The sequence below is a fragment of the Pseudomonas sp. ES4 genome (genome assembly GCF_050586665.1).
Classification (GTDB): domain Bacteria; phylum Pseudomonadota; class Gammaproteobacteria; order Pseudomonadales; family Pseudomonadaceae; genus Aquipseudomonas; species Aquipseudomonas frederiksbergensis.
In genome coordinates, this window is the sequence record NZ_JBOBDO010000007.1 from 20419 (window position 1) to 34283 (window position 13865).

Annotated in this window: 17 protein-coding genes and 1 tRNA gene; 4 read left to right on the forward strand and 14 right to left on the reverse strand. The window is 54.7% G+C overall.

Annotation, left to right across the window (positions count from 1 at the left end):
* Nucleotides 1-114: 114 nt before the first annotated feature.
* Together ACQ4OB_RS10430 and ACQ4OB_RS10435 are read right to left on the reverse strand one after the other, a co-directional pair.
* Nucleotides 115-735 carry a TetR/AcrR family transcriptional regulator gene (locus tag ACQ4OB_RS10430; RefSeq protein ID WP_076030530.1) on the reverse strand — a complete coding sequence of 207 codons (621 nt, stop codon included), beginning with the start codon at nt 733-735 and terminating at the stop codon, nt 115-117.
* Nucleotides 736-868: 133 nt separating this feature from the next.
* On the reverse strand, nt 869-1276 hold the full coding sequence (locus ACQ4OB_RS10435; protein WP_074875478.1) for a winged helix-turn-helix transcriptional regulator: 408 nt from the start codon (nt 1274-1276) through the stop codon (nt 869-871).
* Between the two features lie 101 nt (nt 1277-1377).
* On the opposite strand from ACQ4OB_RS10435, the gene ACQ4OB_RS10440 reads away from it, so the two are divergent.
* Nucleotides 1378-2127, forward strand: a complete 750-nt coding sequence (locus ACQ4OB_RS10440) for an NADPH-dependent F420 reductase (RefSeq protein WP_074875476.1) — start codon at nt 1378-1380, stop codon at nt 2125-2127.
* Between the two features lie 793 nt (nt 2128-2920).
* On the opposite strand, the gene ACQ4OB_RS10445 is transcribed toward ACQ4OB_RS10440, so the two are convergent.
* The 9 genes from ACQ4OB_RS10445 to thrS all read right to left on the reverse strand — a co-directional run bounded on the left by ACQ4OB_RS10445 (nt 2921) and on the right by thrS (nt 10376).
* Nucleotides 2921-2997 (reverse strand) — tRNA-Pro (locus tag ACQ4OB_RS10445).
* An 89-nt stretch (nt 2998-3086) separates the two neighbouring features.
* A complete protein-coding gene (locus ACQ4OB_RS10450; RefSeq protein ID WP_003179985.1) occupies nt 3087-3443 on the reverse strand; it encodes a MerR family transcriptional regulator in 357 nt (118 codons plus the stop codon).
* The gene (gene ihfA, locus ACQ4OB_RS10455) at nt 3424-3726 is read right to left on the reverse strand and encodes an integration host factor subunit alpha (RefSeq protein ID WP_002553164.1); all 303 of its coding nucleotides are present in this window, start codon (nt 3724-3726) and stop codon (nt 3424-3426) included. Before ihfA ends, ACQ4OB_RS10450 begins: the two co-directional genes overlap by 20 nt.
* Before the next feature lie 3 nt (nt 3727-3729).
* On the reverse strand, nt 3730-6111 hold the full coding sequence (gene pheT, locus ACQ4OB_RS10460) for a phenylalanine--tRNA ligase subunit beta (RefSeq protein ID WP_102615201.1): 2382 nt from the start codon (nt 6109-6111) through the stop codon (nt 3730-3732).
* Between the two features lie 26 nt (nt 6112-6137).
* Nucleotides 6138-7154: a phenylalanine--tRNA ligase subunit alpha gene (gene pheS, locus ACQ4OB_RS10465; protein WP_007905876.1), complete on the reverse strand. Its 1017-nt coding sequence runs from the start codon at nt 7152-7154 to the stop codon at nt 6138-6140.
* Nucleotides 7155-7263: 109 nt separating this feature from the next.
* Nucleotides 7264-7620, reverse strand: coding sequence for a 50S ribosomal protein L20 (gene rplT / locus ACQ4OB_RS10470; protein WP_007905879.1), 357 nt, complete (start codon nt 7618-7620; stop codon nt 7264-7266).
* A gap of 27 nt (nt 7621-7647) precedes the next feature.
* Entirely contained in the window at nt 7648-7842 is a 195-nt protein-coding gene (gene rpmI / locus ACQ4OB_RS10475; RefSeq protein ID WP_008145659.1) for a 50S ribosomal protein L35, read from the reverse strand.
* 60 nt (nt 7843-7902) lie between these two features.
* Complete coding sequence (infC, locus tag ACQ4OB_RS10480) at nt 7903-8454, reverse strand: translation initiation factor IF-3 (RefSeq protein ID WP_169857083.1); 552 nt, start codon at nt 8452-8454, stop codon at nt 7903-7905.
* Nucleotides 8454-10376, reverse strand: coding sequence for a threonine--tRNA ligase (gene thrS / locus ACQ4OB_RS10485; protein WP_008145656.1), 1923 nt, complete (start codon nt 10374-10376; stop codon nt 8454-8456). The genes infC and thrS overlap by 1 nt, the downstream gene beginning before the upstream one ends.
* Before the next feature lie 374 nt (nt 10377-10750).
* Here thrS and ACQ4OB_RS10490 point away from each other — a divergent pair, with 374 nt between their 5' ends.
* Complete coding sequence (locus ACQ4OB_RS10490) at nt 10751-11053, forward strand: hypothetical protein (RefSeq protein WP_074875316.1); 303 nt, start codon at nt 10751-10753, stop codon at nt 11051-11053.
* Between the two features lie 292 nt (nt 11054-11345).
* Complete coding sequence (locus ACQ4OB_RS10495; RefSeq protein WP_003179963.1) at nt 11346-11558, forward strand: cold-shock protein; 213 nt, start codon at nt 11346-11348, stop codon at nt 11556-11558.
* A 72-nt stretch (nt 11559-11630) separates the two neighbouring features.
* Here ACQ4OB_RS10495 and ACQ4OB_RS10500 read toward each other — a convergent pair whose 3' ends face one another.
* Complete coding sequence (locus ACQ4OB_RS10500) at nt 11631-11951, reverse strand: I78 family peptidase inhibitor (RefSeq protein ID WP_074875314.1); 321 nt, start codon at nt 11949-11951, stop codon at nt 11631-11633.
* Nucleotides 11952-12116: 165 nt separating this feature from the next.
* A complete protein-coding gene (locus ACQ4OB_RS10505; protein WP_102615202.1) occupies nt 12117-12422 on the reverse strand; it encodes a hypothetical protein in 306 nt (101 codons plus the stop codon).
* 132 nt (nt 12423-12554) lie between these two features.
* On the opposite strand from ACQ4OB_RS10505, the gene ACQ4OB_RS10510 reads away from it, so the two are divergent.
* Nucleotides 12555-12761, forward strand: a complete 207-nt coding sequence (locus ACQ4OB_RS10510; RefSeq protein WP_074875309.1) for a hypothetical protein — start codon at nt 12555-12557, stop codon at nt 12759-12761.
* Between the two features lie 38 nt (nt 12762-12799).
* On the opposite strand, the gene ACQ4OB_RS10515 is transcribed toward ACQ4OB_RS10510, so the two are convergent.
* Nucleotides 12800-13828, reverse strand: coding sequence for a nucleoside hydrolase (locus ACQ4OB_RS10515; RefSeq protein WP_074875307.1), 1029 nt, complete (start codon nt 13826-13828; stop codon nt 12800-12802).
* Nucleotides 13829-13865: the final 37 nt, after the last annotated feature.

The following is a 13865-nucleotide window of genomic DNA, read 5'->3' on the forward strand; positions in this document are numbered from 1 at the left end:
TGACTAAATCGAAAAATGGTCACATCACAGATAAATAAAATGCCCTTCGACGGATGGAAGAAGGGCAAAGTGAAAAGCCATTGAAGATTCTGATAGGTAAACCTTAGCCAAAGGTCAAGGCATGAGGCTACGCAAGATGAGGTTGGAGGTGAGTGTGGGCGCCTCCTCGACGAAATCGAGGTTGTACTGCAGCAGCAAGGGGTTAACGAATGGCCGCAGCGCGAGATGTATCGCTTCTACTGTCTCGTCCAGCGGAGTCTTGCGTTCAAATTCGCCAATCTCTCGCCCCTCTCGCACGATTTGCAACACGAAGCGTTTGATCTGTGCCTCATAAGCCTGCGTACTGGGCCAGCTTTCCGACGCTGCGAACGCTGCAATGTCATAGAGTTTTCGGTCGTTAAAGAACAAATTCACACCTGTAGCGATCACCGTTTTGACCAAACGTCGAAAGCGCTCCGTCGGCGACAGGTCTTCTACATTGATAGCCTGCTCAACAGCCACGACGATTTCTGCCAGACAATTTGCGCAGATGGCTTCACCGATCGCCTGCTTGGAATCAAAAAATTTGTAGATGTAGGCCTTTGAAAACCCGATGGCCTTGGCCAGGTCGGAAACCGTGGTTTTGCCATAGCCGTATTGACTGAAGTGTTCGTTGGCCGCCGCGACAATTTGATCGCGAATCTCGTGATCGATTGGGCCACGGGGGCTAGGCGAAGATATTGATGGCTGATTCATGGAAATAGCTTACTCACCCTATCGAGGACTTACAATGTGACCAAACAAATACATAGTCACAAATCTACGTTTTGAAACCACTGCTGATCAGATTTGAAACGAGCTGACGTTTTGGGTAGCCCAACATGGCGCATTAGCGTTCCAACAGCTCATTGTCGCTAACGCTAGACAGGTTTATGCCCTTTGCCTCGTGCTGATGACGAAGCTCAGCCCAGTCTATAAGGGCAGTCATAGCCGGGCCGAGTGCATGCCCCAGCGCCGTTAGCGCGTACTCCACCCGCGGCGGCACCTCTGGGTATACGGTACGCTGAACGATGTCGTCCTGCTGAAGCCCTTTCAATTGCTGAATGAGCATCTTCTGCGTGACATCGGGAATTAGCTTCTCCAGTTCGGAGAACCGAAGCGGCCGGCCTTTAGCGGCCATCAACTCATTGATAATCACAATTTTCCATTTGCCCTCCAAAACGCGAAGCGTAGCGTTTATAGCGGCAGACCAGGCCTGCCGTCGTAAAGGGTTCTCACATTCCCACTCACGCGCCATCGATACTTACCTTTTGGTGGGTTACAGACTAAATCGTCGGTTCTTGCGGAACCTGCAGTACGAATACTAACGTATCCAGACTTTGAATCTCTGGAGGCATTATGAAAATCGCGATCGTTGGTATTGGGTCTATCGGCGGAACCCTTGCCCGAAAGCTCGTCACTGCTGGCCATGAGGTCAGCGTCGCCAACTCTCGCGGAAAAGACTCGGTAAGCACTTTTGCCAAGGAAGCGGGTGCTATTGCTTGCGATCTGAACGATGTCTTCGACGGCGCCGATACTGTGATTGTTTCCATCCCCCAACCAGCCATGGCAGCTCTTCCCAATAACCTGCTGGCGGCATTGCCATCTTCGGTTCCAGTGATCGACACGAGTAATTACTACCCTGGCCTGAGAGACGAGCGCATCGCTGCTTTGGAAAATGGTCAAACGGAGAGCGTCTGGGTTAGCGAGCAGCTTGGCCGACCGGTGATCAAGGCATTCAATAATATTCTGGCTTATTCGCTAGAAAATCTTGGTAAGCCAAAAGGTGCGGAAAACCGTCTGGGAGTCGCCGTTGCTGGTGACGATGCAAATCACAAGCGTCTCGTGATGCAACTTGTCAATGAAGTTGGATTCGAGCCAGTCGACAGTGGCCGCCTGGAGGACTCATGGCGTCAACAACCTTGTACGCCAGCGTACTGCTGCGATTACACCGCTGATGAGATGCGTCCCATGTTGAATGCCGCAGTCAAGGGAGTCGCAGCGCAGAAGCGAGAGGCATTCAATGCGCAACTCTCTGCCCTGTTCGCCAAAAATCCCTCTCATCATGACGTAGTTGAATTTAATCGGAGCTTCAACACGGCAAGCTGAATTCGTCGTCACCGATCTAACCATAGGCCCCACCCAGAGCCGGTGGTTTTTGTGAGTTAGCAGCGGATTTGGCACCGACCAGGACCTTGCAAGAGATTCCGAGCTGACCGCTAGAAACCGCGGCCGACGGATCTTTCGAGGGTTCAGCGGCACTCAATCGGTGCCAACTACCTGCAAAATGGTTTGTCACCAAAACAGCAAGAAATCGGGTGAATTTGCGGTCTGTTTGGCACTGCGATTTGGGCCCAAAAACGTCGAATTTGGAGGTTTGAGTCAGGCTCTCGGACGCGATGGTTTGATTCCATATCGGCCCCTGGGCTTTGTAATCAACGAGGCTTCACAAGGCCCACAGCCCGTCAGCAATCAATTCGAATAGATGCGCCCTCCCCGCGCTCTATTCCGTTTCCCTAGCGCACAATCGGAAGTCCGGCTTTCGCTGCTTCCGTTTGTCTTCAAAGGCACGACCCGCGTGACGTACAGCCGGTTTCGCTGATTTGGGATGGTGACCGTTAAGAACGAAGAATCGGAACTGAGCTTCCAGGGTTTAGCGTCGCGGAGCGGGTGAGGGAAAACGCCCTAATTGCCCGGAAACAAGGCGTTAGGCAAGACCATCTGACATGCGAAAAAGCTGAGAAAGGAAGAGAAATATCAAACAGGATTGGTGCCAAAGGCAGCGCGAAAAAGGGCCAAAAACGGCGTGAACTCACACCAGAGCCAGTGGTTTTGTGGGGGTAAAAACGCCGAATAATAAAAAGGGGTCGCGAGATAAAATCTCGCAACCCCTTGAAAAATATGGTCGGGACGGAGTGATTCGAACACTCGACCCCTAGCACCCCATGCTAGTGCGCTACCGGACTGCGCTACGCCCCGACTAGGCGTTAAATCCGTTCCTCTTCTCGAAGAACGCTCAAGAATATATCGCAAGCTTTTGAAAACTGGAAGTATTTAAAAGCAGGAATTTATTTCTTGAGTACCACCAGAACATCTTCCAGCTCGGCAATCATCTGGCGGATCATTTGCTTGTATTGGGTCGTGTCATCTTTGGCTTCATCGCCGGATAAACGCAAGCGTGCGCCGCCGATGGTGAACCCCTGATCGTAAAGAAGCGCGCGGATCTGCCGGATCATCAGCACGTCTTGTCGCTGATAATACCGGCGGTTTCCGCGGCGTTTGACGGGGTTGAGTTGAGGAAACTCCTGCTCCCAGTAGCGCAGCACGTGTGGTTTTACCGCACACAGCTCGCTGACTTCACCAATGGTGAAGTAGCGTTTACCTGGGATGACGGGTAGTTCGTCGTTATGACTTGGTTCCAGCATAAGCCTCAACTCGGGCCTTCAACTTCTGCCCTGGACGAAAGGTGACCACACGGCGAGCCGTGATCGGGATTTCTTCACCCGTTTTCGGATTGCGGCCAGGCCGCTGGCGTTTGTCCCGAAGGTCGAAATTGCCGAAACCGGACAATTTGACTTGTTCGTTGTCTTCAAGAGCGTGCCTGATTTCTTCAAAAAACAGTTCGACCAATTCCTTGGCCTCCCGTTTATTCAGGCCCAACTCTTCATACAGACGTTCCGCCATCTCAGCTTTCGTCAGAGCCCCCATACGTCACTTCCTTAACGTGGCGTTCAACCTTTGTTCGAGCGAGGTGAGGATGTTTTGCGTCGTGGTATTCACCTCATCGTCATTAAGAGTGCGCGATGGATGCTGCCAGGTCAAGCCGACTGCAAGGCTTTTTCTATCAGGATCAATGCCTTTACCCTGATATACGTCAAATAGCCTGAGGTCCGTCAGCCATTCCCCTGCATTTTCACGGATTACGTCCAGTACTGCACTGGCTGCGACGTCTTTTTCGGCGATCAGTGCAAGATCACGACGCACTTCAGGAAAGCGCGATAACTCCTGGAATTTAGGCATTTTACCCAATGCCACTTCCGCAAGAACGAGCTCGAAGGCGAAGACTGGGCGGTCAAGACCGAGGGTTTTAGACAATTCGGGATGGATAGCGCCGACAAAACCGACCAAACGACCTTCACGCTCAATACGAGCGGTTTGACCCGGGTGCAACGCAGGGTGTTTACCTGGTACGAAAGTGAACGAATCAAGCGCCCCGGCAAAGCCCAGCACCGCTTCCACATCGGCTTTGACGTCGAAGAAGTCCACTACATCGCGACCTTGCGCCCAACCTTCCGGCAAACGACTACCGCAAACAACACCTGCCAGCATCGGCTCTTGCTTCAGGCCTTCCAGCTGACCGACGAAACGCAGGCCGCTTTCGAACAGGCGCACGCGATCCTGTTGACGGTTCAGGTTGTGCTGAAGCGCCTTGACCAGGCCTGGCCACAAAGATGAGCGCATGGCGGCCATGTCGTTCGAAATCGGGTTGGCCAACAACAGTGGCTCGACACCTGGATTAAACAGTTCAAACTGTTTTGGATCGATGAAGCTGTAGGTGATCGCTTCCTGATAACCACGGGCTACCAGCAGACGACGCAGTTCAGGCAGATCGCTCCGTGCTTCAGCCTTGGCCTGCGGCGCCAGACGAGCTTGCGGGTAACGAACTGGCAGACGGTTGTAACCGTACAGACGGGCGAGCTCCTCGATCAGGTCGACTTCCAGGCTGATGTCGAAGCGATGGCTTGGCACTTCTACGCGCCACTGCCCTGCTCCATCGGCAGAAACCTTCAGACCCAAGCCACTGAGCAGTCGCTCGACTTCGGCCGAATCCATTTCCATACCCAGCATCTGAGTGATGCGTTGCGCCCGCAGGGTAACTGGCGCAATCGACGGCAGGTGCTGCTCGCTGACGGTTTCGATGATCGGGCCAGCTTCGCCACCAGTGATATCCAGAAGCAAGCCGGTGGCACGCTCCATGGCTTCACGGGCCAGTTGCCAATCCACGCCACGCTCATAGCGGTGCGAGGCATCGGTGTGCAGCCCGTAGGAACGGGCCTTGCCAGCAACAGCAATCTGATCGAAAAACGCGCTTTCCAGGAATACATCGCGAGTAGTCGCAGTGTTGACACCACTGTGTTCGCCACCCATCACGCCGGCGATGGCCAAGGCGCGGGTATGGTCGGCAATCACCAACGTATCGCTACGCAGACTGACTTCCTGACCATCGAGCAGTACCAACTTCTCGCCTTCTTCAGCCATGCGTACGCGGATGCCGCCATTAATTTCGGCGAGATCAAAGGCATGCAGTGGTTGACCCAACTCCAGCATCACGTAGTTAGTGATGTCGACGGCAGCGTCGATGCTGCGCACGTCACCACGACGCAGACGCTCGACCATCCACAGCGGCGTTGGTTTGGACAAGTCAACGTTACGGATCACACGACCCAAGTAACGCGGGCAAGCGGCTGGCGCCAGCACTTCGATCGAACGCACTTCGTCGTGCACGGCCGGCACTACAGCAACCACCGGGCGGGTGACTTCAGCGGCGTACAGCGCGCCGACTTCACGGGCCAGACCGGCCAAGGACAGACAGTCACCGCGGTTCGGGGTCAGATCGACCTCGATGCTGGCGTCGTCCAGGCTCAGGTATTCACGAATGTCCTGACCCACTGGCGCATCGGCCGGCAATTCCATCAGGCCATCGTTGCCTTCACCGACTTGCAGCTCGGCTTGCGAGCACAGCATGCCATTGGACTCAACGCCCCGCAGCTTGGCTTTCTTGATTTTGAAGTCACCTGGCAGTTCGGCACCGATCATGGCGAACGGGATCTTCAGGCCCGGGCGCACGTTTGGCGCACCGCACACGACCTGGAAAGTCTCCGAGCCATTGCTGACCTGGCAAACGCGCAACTTGTCGGCGTCCGGGTGTTGCTCGGTGCTCAGCACCTCGCCCACTACCACACCGGTGAATTCGCCGGCGGCCGGCGTAACGCTATCGACCTCAAGACCGGCCATCGACAGACGAGCAACCAGCTCGTCACGACTTACCTGCGGGCTTACCCAGCCACGCAGCCATTGTTCACTGAATTTCATCCTGCTCTCCTAAGAATTCGTTACGACTAGCGAAATTGCGCGAGGAACCGCAAGTCGTTGTCGAAGAACAGACGCAAGTCGTTCACGCCGTAACGCAGCATGGCCAGACGCTCAACGCCCATGCCGAAGGCAAAGCCCGAGAACTCTTCCGGGTCGATCCCGGACATGCGCAACACATTCGGGTGAACCATGCCGCAGCCCATCACTTCCAGCCAGCCAGTCTGCTTGCAGACGCGGCAGCCTTTACCGCTGCACATCACGCATTCCATGTCGACTTCGGCGGATGGCTCTGTGAACGGGAAGTACGAAGGGCGAAAACGCACGGCCAGTTCTTTTTCAAAGAACACGCGCAGGAACTCTTCGATGGTGCCTTTCAAGTCAGCGAAGTTGATATCACGGTCGACCAGCAGGCCTTCGACCTGGTGGAACATCGGGGAGTGGGTGATATCGGAGTCGCTACGGTACACACGGCCTGGGCAGACGATGCGGATCGGCGGCTGTTTCGATTCCATGGTGCGGACCTGTACCGGCGAGGTATGGGTGCGCAGCAACATGTTGGCATTGAAATAGAAGGTGTCATGCATCGACCGGGCCGGGTGATGGCCTGGGATGTTGAGTGCTTCGAAGTTGTGATAGTCGTCTTCAACCTCAGGGCCTTCGGCAATGCCGTAGCCGATATGGGTGAAGAACTGCTCGATTCGTTCCAGAGTGCGTGTGACCGGATGCAGACCACCCGAGGTCTGGCCACGGCCAGGCAGGGTCACGTCAATGGACTCGGCAGACAGTTTGGCGGCCAGGTCGGCCTCTTCAAACAGTGCCTTGCGCGCATTGAGAACCTCTGTGACACGCTCCTTGGCAACGTTGATCAGCGCGCCGACTTGCGGACGTTCTTCTGCCGGCAAATTCCCCAGGGTCTTCATCACCTGAGTCAATTCACCCTTTTTGCCAAGGTAGTGAACCCGGATTTGCTCCAGGGCATTGATATCTTCAGCGCTTTGCACAGCCTCTAGTGCTTGAGAGACGAGCGCATCCAGGTTTTCCATGTACAGACTCCAGATACAAAATAGGGGAAGAGCTTGAAGGCTCTTCCCCTATTTATGACGTTTAACACCTGACCCCACAGAGATGAGACCGGGTGACTGTCGGGGGTACTTAAGCCAAGGTGGCTTTAGCTTTCTCGACAATCGCAGCAAACGCCGCTTTTTCGTTCACTGCCAGATCAGCCAGAACCTTACGGTCGATCTCGATGGACGCTTTTTTCAGGCCGGCAATGAAACGGCTGTAGGACAGACCGTTGATACGTGCACCAGCGTTGATACGAGCGATCCACAGAGCGCGGAACTGACGTTTTTTCTGACGACGGTCACGGTAGGCGTATTGGCCTGCCTTGATTACCGCTTGCTTGGCAACACGGAATACGCGCGAGCGAGCGCCGTAGTAGCCTTTAGCAAGTTTCAGAATTTTTTTGTGACGTTTACGGGCAATGACGCCACGCTTTACACGAGCCATGAGTTACTTCCTCTATTCTTGACTAAATTAACGAAGGCGCAGCATGCGCTCGACTTTTGCCACGTCACACGGTGCCAGCAAGCTGCTACCGCGCAGTTGACGCTTACGCTTGGTCGACATTTTAGTCAGGATGTGGCTCTTGAAAGCGTGCTTGTGCTTGATACCGTTAGCAGTTTTCAGAAACCGCTTAGCAGCACCACTTTTAGTTTTCATTTTTGGCATGTTCGGATACTCCGCATTCAGTTGATAAACATAATCAGAAGGCCTGCCGTGCCCTATTGATTACTTCTTCTTTTTCGGGGCGATGACCATGATCAGCTGGCGTCCTTCCATCTTAGGATGCTGTTCGACCGAACCGTACTCGAGCAAGTCACCTTCAACTCGCTTGAGGAGTTCCATCCCCAGCTCCTGGTGGGCCATCTCACGGCCGCGGAATCGCAAGGATACCTTGGCCCTGTCCCCATCACTCAGGAAACGTACCAGGTTGCGCAGTTTTACCTGGTAATCCCCTTCCTCCGTCCCTGGACGAAACTTGATTTCTTTAACCTGAATCTGCTTCTGGTTTTTCTTGGCCGCGGCAATCTGCTTCTTCTTTTCGAAGATCGATTTGCCGTAGTCCATCAGTTTGCAAACAGGGGGTACTGCATCGGCGGAAATTTCCACCAGATCCAGTTTGGCCTCTTCAGCCTTAAGAAGCGCGTCTTCAATTGACACAATCCCAAGCTGTTCACCTTCAGCCCCAATTAACCGAACCTCGCGTGCCGAGATATTCTCGTTGATCGGGGCCTTCGGTGCAGCTCGTTTATCTTGTCTCATTTCACGCTTAATAGTAATTACTCCGAATCTGGGCGACCACGCCGGGAAACCGCTTGAGCGAGGAACTCGGCGAACTGGGCGACGGGCATCGAGCCCAGGTCAGCACCTTCACGAGTACGCACAGCGACAGTCTGCATCTCGACTTCCCGATCTCCGATAACCAAGAGATAAGGAACCTTGAGCAAAGTATGCTCGCGGATTTTAAAGCCGATCTTTTCATTTCTCAAGTCAGACTTGGCACGAAATCCGCTTTCGTTGAGAGTTTTTTCAACCTCAGCGGCGAAATCAGCCTGTTTATCAGTGATATTCATGATCACTGCCTGGGTCGGAGCCAGCCACGCAGGGAATGCACCCTCGTAGTGCTCGATCAGGATTCCGACGAAACGTTCGAAGGAGCCAAGGATCGCCCGGTGCAACATAACCGGGTGCTTGCGACTGTTATCTTCAGAGACGTATTCGGCTCCCAGACGGACAGGCAGGTTAAAATCGAGCTGAAGGGTACCACACTGCCAGACGCGACCAAGGCAATCTTTCAGCGAAAATTCGATCTTCGGACCGTAGAACGCACCCTCGCCCGGCTGCAGATCGTACGGCAGGCCAGCACTATCAAGGGCTGCAGCCAGGGCCGCTTCGGCGCGATCCCACAATTCGTCGGAACCGACGCGTTTTTCCGGACGAGTGGACAGCTTCATCTCGACGTCTTTGAAGCCGAAGTCGGCATAAACGTCCATGGTCAGCTTGATGAACGCAGCGGATTCGGCCTGCATCTGCTCTTCAGTGCAGAAGATGTGGGCGTCGTCCTGAGTGAACGCGCGCACACGCATGATGCCGTGCAGTGCGCCCGATGGCTCATTACGATGGCAAGCACCGAATTCGGCCAGGCGCATTGGCAGTTCACGGTAGCTTTTCAGGCCCTGATTGAACACTTGCACGTGGCAAGGGCAGTTCATCGGCTTGATGGCGTAGTCACGGTTTTCCGACTGCGTGGTGAACATGTTGTCGGCGTAGTTGGCCCAATGCCCGGACTTCTCCCACAGACTGCGGTCAACGACCTGCGGAGTTTTGATCTCCAGGTAACCGTTGTCGCGCTGAACCTTGCGCATGTATTGCTCGAGCACCTGGTACAGAGTCCAGCCGTTCGGATGCCAGAACACCATGCCCGGCGACTCTTCCTGGGTGTGAAACAGACCCAGACGCTTGCCGATCTTGCGGTGATCGCGCTTCTCGGCTTCTTCGATGCGCTGGATGTAAGCCGCCAGCTGCTTTTTGTCTGCCCACGCCGTGCCGTAAACGCGCTGCAATTGCTCGTTCTTGGCATCGCCACGCCAGTAGGCGCCGGACAACTTGGTCAGCTTGAAGGATTTCAGGAAGCGCGTGTTAGGCACGTGCGGACCGCGGCACATGTCGACATATTCTTCGTGATAGTACAGACCCATGGCCTGTTCGTTCGGCATGTCTTCGACCAGGCGCAGTTTGTAGTCTTCACCGCGGGCCTTGAACACTTCGATCACTTCGGCACGCGGAGTGACTTTCTTGATCACGTCGTAATCTTTTTCGATCAGCTGCTGCATGCGCTGTTCGATGGCGGCCAGGTCGTCCGGAGTGAAAGGACGTTCGAAGGCGATGTCGTAATAGAAGCCTTCGTCGATGACCGGACCGATGACCATCTTGGCCGTCGGGTACAGCTGCTTGACCGCATGGCCAACCAGGTGGGCGCAAGAGTGGCGAATGATCTCCAGCCCCTCTTCATCCTTTGGCGTAATGATTTGCAGCGTAGCGTCGCTGCCGATGATGTCGCTGGCGTCGACCAGCTTGCCATCGACCTTGCCGGCCACGGTGGCTTTGGCCAGGCCTGCACCAATGGATGCAGCGACCTCGGCTACGGATACCGGGTGATCGAATGAACGTTGACTGCCGTCGGGAAGAGTAATAGTTGGCATGGCGCCTCCTCTCCTAGTGGTGACCCCTACCAAAGGTCACGTGGGTTGGGATGAGCCAGTACAAGATCCGATCCAGGCCATTCAATGACGAACGCCTGCCTTACAGCGGCAGGAGCCTTGCGGCCAACCGGAAAACCGAACCAGAGTGACTGGGATTCAAATCAGGGTTATTCGCACATTTGCCGCTACCGGGACTGAAGGCCATCCGGAGCCTGCAAACGCCCGAGGCAGGCATGCTAGCACAGATGAACGGTCGTCGATGCGCCGAGGCTTTGTCTTGGGGCGAATCGGGCAATTTTATGCCAGAGTGCTGAACTAGAACCCTGTTTTACCCCTCAGATAACAAGACATTGACCCACAAGGAGCATCCCAGCATGCATCTGAAACGTTTATTCGCAGTAGTCGCCCCTATCGTTTTGCTGCTGCCACTGGCCGCCCATGCCGATTGGCCGAAGGGCGAACGCGAGAAATACATGGCTCAGTGCACAGAAGCAGCTACGCCACAGATCGGAGCTGCTGCAGCGAAGTCTCACTGCGCTTGCGGCGCCGATGCGATCAAGTCGTACCCTGCCAAAGACATTCAGTCCCTGATGGACAACACTGCCAGTGATGCCCTGAAACAAAAAGCATTGACCCAAATCTCGTCGTGTAAAGCCGAAAACAAAGCGAAAAAATAAGCCCGACAGAGCGCTTTTTTCGCCTGCAACGACAGTAAAAAGCCTCTGAAAACCGATTTTTCGTACAATTTATGCAGGTTTTACAGGTTTTTTTATCGTCTTTACTTTCGGCTGAAAGCCTTGTAAAACGGGGCTTTCAGCTACATCAAGCAGCAAACGGAACGCGACTGCTGGGCAAACAGCACGTCCGGGGGGCTCCCAAAGCGAACATTTCGACTATGATACCCCGGTGTGCCCAGTTGGCCTGAGCAGCACAGCACTACTGAAAATATATGTTTCTTGGAGATACACCATGTCTAATCGCCAAACCGGCACCGTTAAATGGTTCAACGATGAAAAAGGCTTCGGCTTCATCACTCCTCAAGGTGGCGGTGACGACCTGTTCGTACACTTCAAAGCTATCGAAAGCGACGGTTTCAAAAGCCTGAAAGAAGGCCAAACCGTTTCCTTCGTGGCTGAGAAAGGCCAAAAGGGTATGCAAGCTGCACAAGTTCGCCCAGAGTAAGTTTCTGGCGCACTAAAAAAACCCCGTCCATGTGACGGGGTTTTTTATGGGCGAAACAAAAGCGCGAAATGATCAGCCACAGTTGACTCGGGTCACAACCCGGCTGGCATCGGTGTTCAGGTTAAGACGATCGGAGCGGTACTCCAGGGTCACCATGTCGGTGGGCAAGAGGAACCGTGCATTTTGCGCACCTGCGCGAGTGCGTGCCTGCTCCAGCAGTTCAGGCGAAGCCTTTTTGCCAATGGTGAATTCGGCAGCTTTTGCCTCACAACGGCTGTGGCCCGTGTCAGTCGTGGTGACAGGGTCTGTTGTCGACTCGGTGGAGGTAGTGCTGCAACCGGCCAACATGGCAACGGCGAACAAAGTACCCAATGACGCGAGCTTCCAAGGCATGAAGCCTCCTTTTTCAATAGTTAAGCTGAGATCGTGCGACCGCCAATCTGGCGTTTTGTTTCACGGAGAGTACTAGCACCCTGCCCTCTATTGGGACACGCGGCGAGTTTGCCTGAGCATTGCCCTGCCGTTTACCACTCAATCGTGACTGAATATGAACAGCGCTCAATAGACGTCAATGTAGTCAAACGGCGGAATCGGCCAGTTCTCTTTCAGCGCGTTGAAAATCTGCATGACCCATACCTCGTCACTGGCCGCGACCAATCCTACATAACCGGAACCCTTGGCCCACGTCTCCAGACGAAACAACAGTCCACTGATATCAGTACCGCCTACAACGCCTGACGAAATGTAGGCGATGCCGCCCTTGGTGACTCGCAATTGAGTGTGCTCATCGTCGCTGGAAGAGGCCAGCAGCTGACGCACCGCCTCAAGGGTCAAGCCGTCAGGAGTGTTCAAATCGATCTGCACAGCACAGTCCTTGAAAAATCGTCAAAGACCAAGTGTCGCATAGCCCTCCCCTCATGCCTAAGTCGGAGTGTCAAAAGCAGCCCAAAATGGTTTACTCGACACTCAGACTTTCCCGACTTCACGAGCGCCATCATGACCACCGTAAGCATCGACGCCGACATCAAAGCCAAGTGGCCCCAGGGCCACAGCTCTTACAGCCCGGGCAGTCCGGAAGAGTTGGCGATCATTGGTATCGATCTATTAGTCAAGGAATTGGGAACCCAAGCCGCCCAGATATTCATCGCACAGGTATTCGAGAAGTACCCTGCCGACTTTATTGGCCTGATAGATAGCGAGTAAAGGTAAAACCCGCAGGCTGGCACCTGCGGGTATATGGCTTACTTCAGGCGAGCCAGACGCTCGGTCAGCAGGTCAAAGAAGCCCTGGGCGTCGCCACTTTCTACCCAGAAAGCGTTTTTCGGCGCTTTCAAGCCGTCATACCAGTCGACGATGGTTTGGCCGAACGTCGGGCCTTCACGACTATCAACCACCACATTCACCGAGCGACCGGTGAACAGCTCCGGCTTGAGCAGGTAGGCGATGACCGTCGCGTCATGCACCGGGCCACCCGGAATGCCGTAGTGCTCCATGTCGCCTTTGACGTACTCATTGAGAATATCGCCCACCAGCTTGCTGGCATTGTTGTTGATAGCCGCGATCTGTTTAAGACGCGCGTCACTGGTGAGAATCTTGTGGGTTACGTCCAGCGGCAGGTAGGTCAGCTTCACTCCGCTTTTCAACACCACTTCTGCAGCCTGTGGGTCGGCGAACAGGTTGAACTCAGCCACCGGAGTAATGTTGCCACCATTGAAGTGCGCCCCGCCCATGATCACCACTTCCTTGATGCCCTGAACGATCTCAGGTTCCTGGATCAGCGCCAGGGCCAGGTTGGTCTGCGGACCGAGCATGGCGATAGTGATGCTGTGGGGCTTGGCGGCTTTCAAAGTGTCGATCAGGTAATTGACCGCATTGCCTTGGGCCAGGCCTTTTTTCGGCTCATGTACGGTGACGCCCGAAAGTCCTTCCTTGCCATGGATGTTCTCGGCATAGATCGGCGTACGCATCAGCGGCTTCGGAGCGCCCGCGTAGACCGGCACCTCCTCGCGTCCCGCCCACTCGCGGGCCAGTCGCGCATTACGCGAAGTCTTGTCCAGACGCACATTGCCGGCGACGGTGGTCAGCGCACGAATGTTCAGCTCTTGCGGCGATGCCAGCGCAAACAGCAAGGCAACCACGTCATCGGCACCCGGGTCGGTGTCGATGATCAAGTCGATCTTTTCCGCCGCCTGGGCGCTTGTTGCGGTAATCAGGGACAAAAGCAGCAAACTCCGGAGCAGGTGGTGCAGTTTCTGAGCATAGCGGTACATAGCGCACTCCTTGTGCGTGGGACAACAGAAAGACAAC

Coding starts and splice junctions, on each gene's coding strand:
- ACQ4OB_RS10430 (WP_076030530.1), bottom strand. CDS start 735: ATGAATCAGCCATCAATATCTTCGCCTAGCCCCCGTGGCCCAATCGAT.
- ACQ4OB_RS10435 (WP_074875478.1), bottom strand. CDS start 1,276: ATGGCGCGTGAGTGGGAATGTGAGAACCCTTTACGACGGCAGGCCTGG.
- ACQ4OB_RS10440 (WP_074875476.1), top strand. CDS start 1,378: ATGAAAATCGCGATCGTTGGTATTGGGTCTATCGGCGGAACCCTTGCC.
- ACQ4OB_RS10450 (WP_003179985.1), bottom strand. CDS start 3,443: ATGCTGGAACCAAGTCATAACGACGAACTACCCGTCATCCCAGGTAAA.
- ihfA (WP_002553164.1), bottom strand. CDS start 3,726: ATGGGGGCTCTGACGAAAGCTGAGATGGCGGAACGTCTGTATGAAGAG.
- pheT (WP_102615201.1), bottom strand. CDS start 6,111: ATGAAATTCAGTGAACAATGGCTGCGTGGCTGGGTAAGCCCGCAGGTA.
- pheS (WP_007905876.1), bottom strand. CDS start 7,154: ATGGAAAACCTGGATGCGCTCGTCTCTCAAGCACTAGAGGCTGTGCAA.
- rplT (WP_007905879.1), bottom strand. CDS start 7,620: ATGGCTCGTGTAAAGCGTGGCGTCATTGCCCGTAAACGTCACAAAAAA.
- rpmI (WP_008145659.1), bottom strand. CDS start 7,842: ATGCCAAAAATGAAAACTAAAAGTGGTGCTGCTAAGCGGTTTCTGAAA.
- thrS (WP_008145656.1), bottom strand. CDS start 10,376: ATGCCAACTATTACTCTTCCCGACGGCAGTCAACGTTCATTCGATCAC.
- ACQ4OB_RS10490 (WP_074875316.1), top strand. CDS start 10,751: ATGCATCTGAAACGTTTATTCGCAGTAGTCGCCCCTATCGTTTTGCTG.
- ACQ4OB_RS10495 (WP_003179963.1), top strand. CDS start 11,346: ATGTCTAATCGCCAAACCGGCACCGTTAAATGGTTCAACGATGAAAAA.
- ACQ4OB_RS10500 (WP_074875314.1), bottom strand. CDS start 11,951: ATGCCTTGGAAGCTCGCGTCATTGGGTACTTTGTTCGCCGTTGCCATG.
- ACQ4OB_RS10510 (WP_074875309.1), top strand. CDS start 12,555: ATGACCACCGTAAGCATCGACGCCGACATCAAAGCCAAGTGGCCCCAG.
- ACQ4OB_RS10515 (WP_074875307.1), bottom strand. CDS start 13,828: ATGTACCGCTATGCTCAGAAACTGCACCACCTGCTCCGGAGTTTGCTG.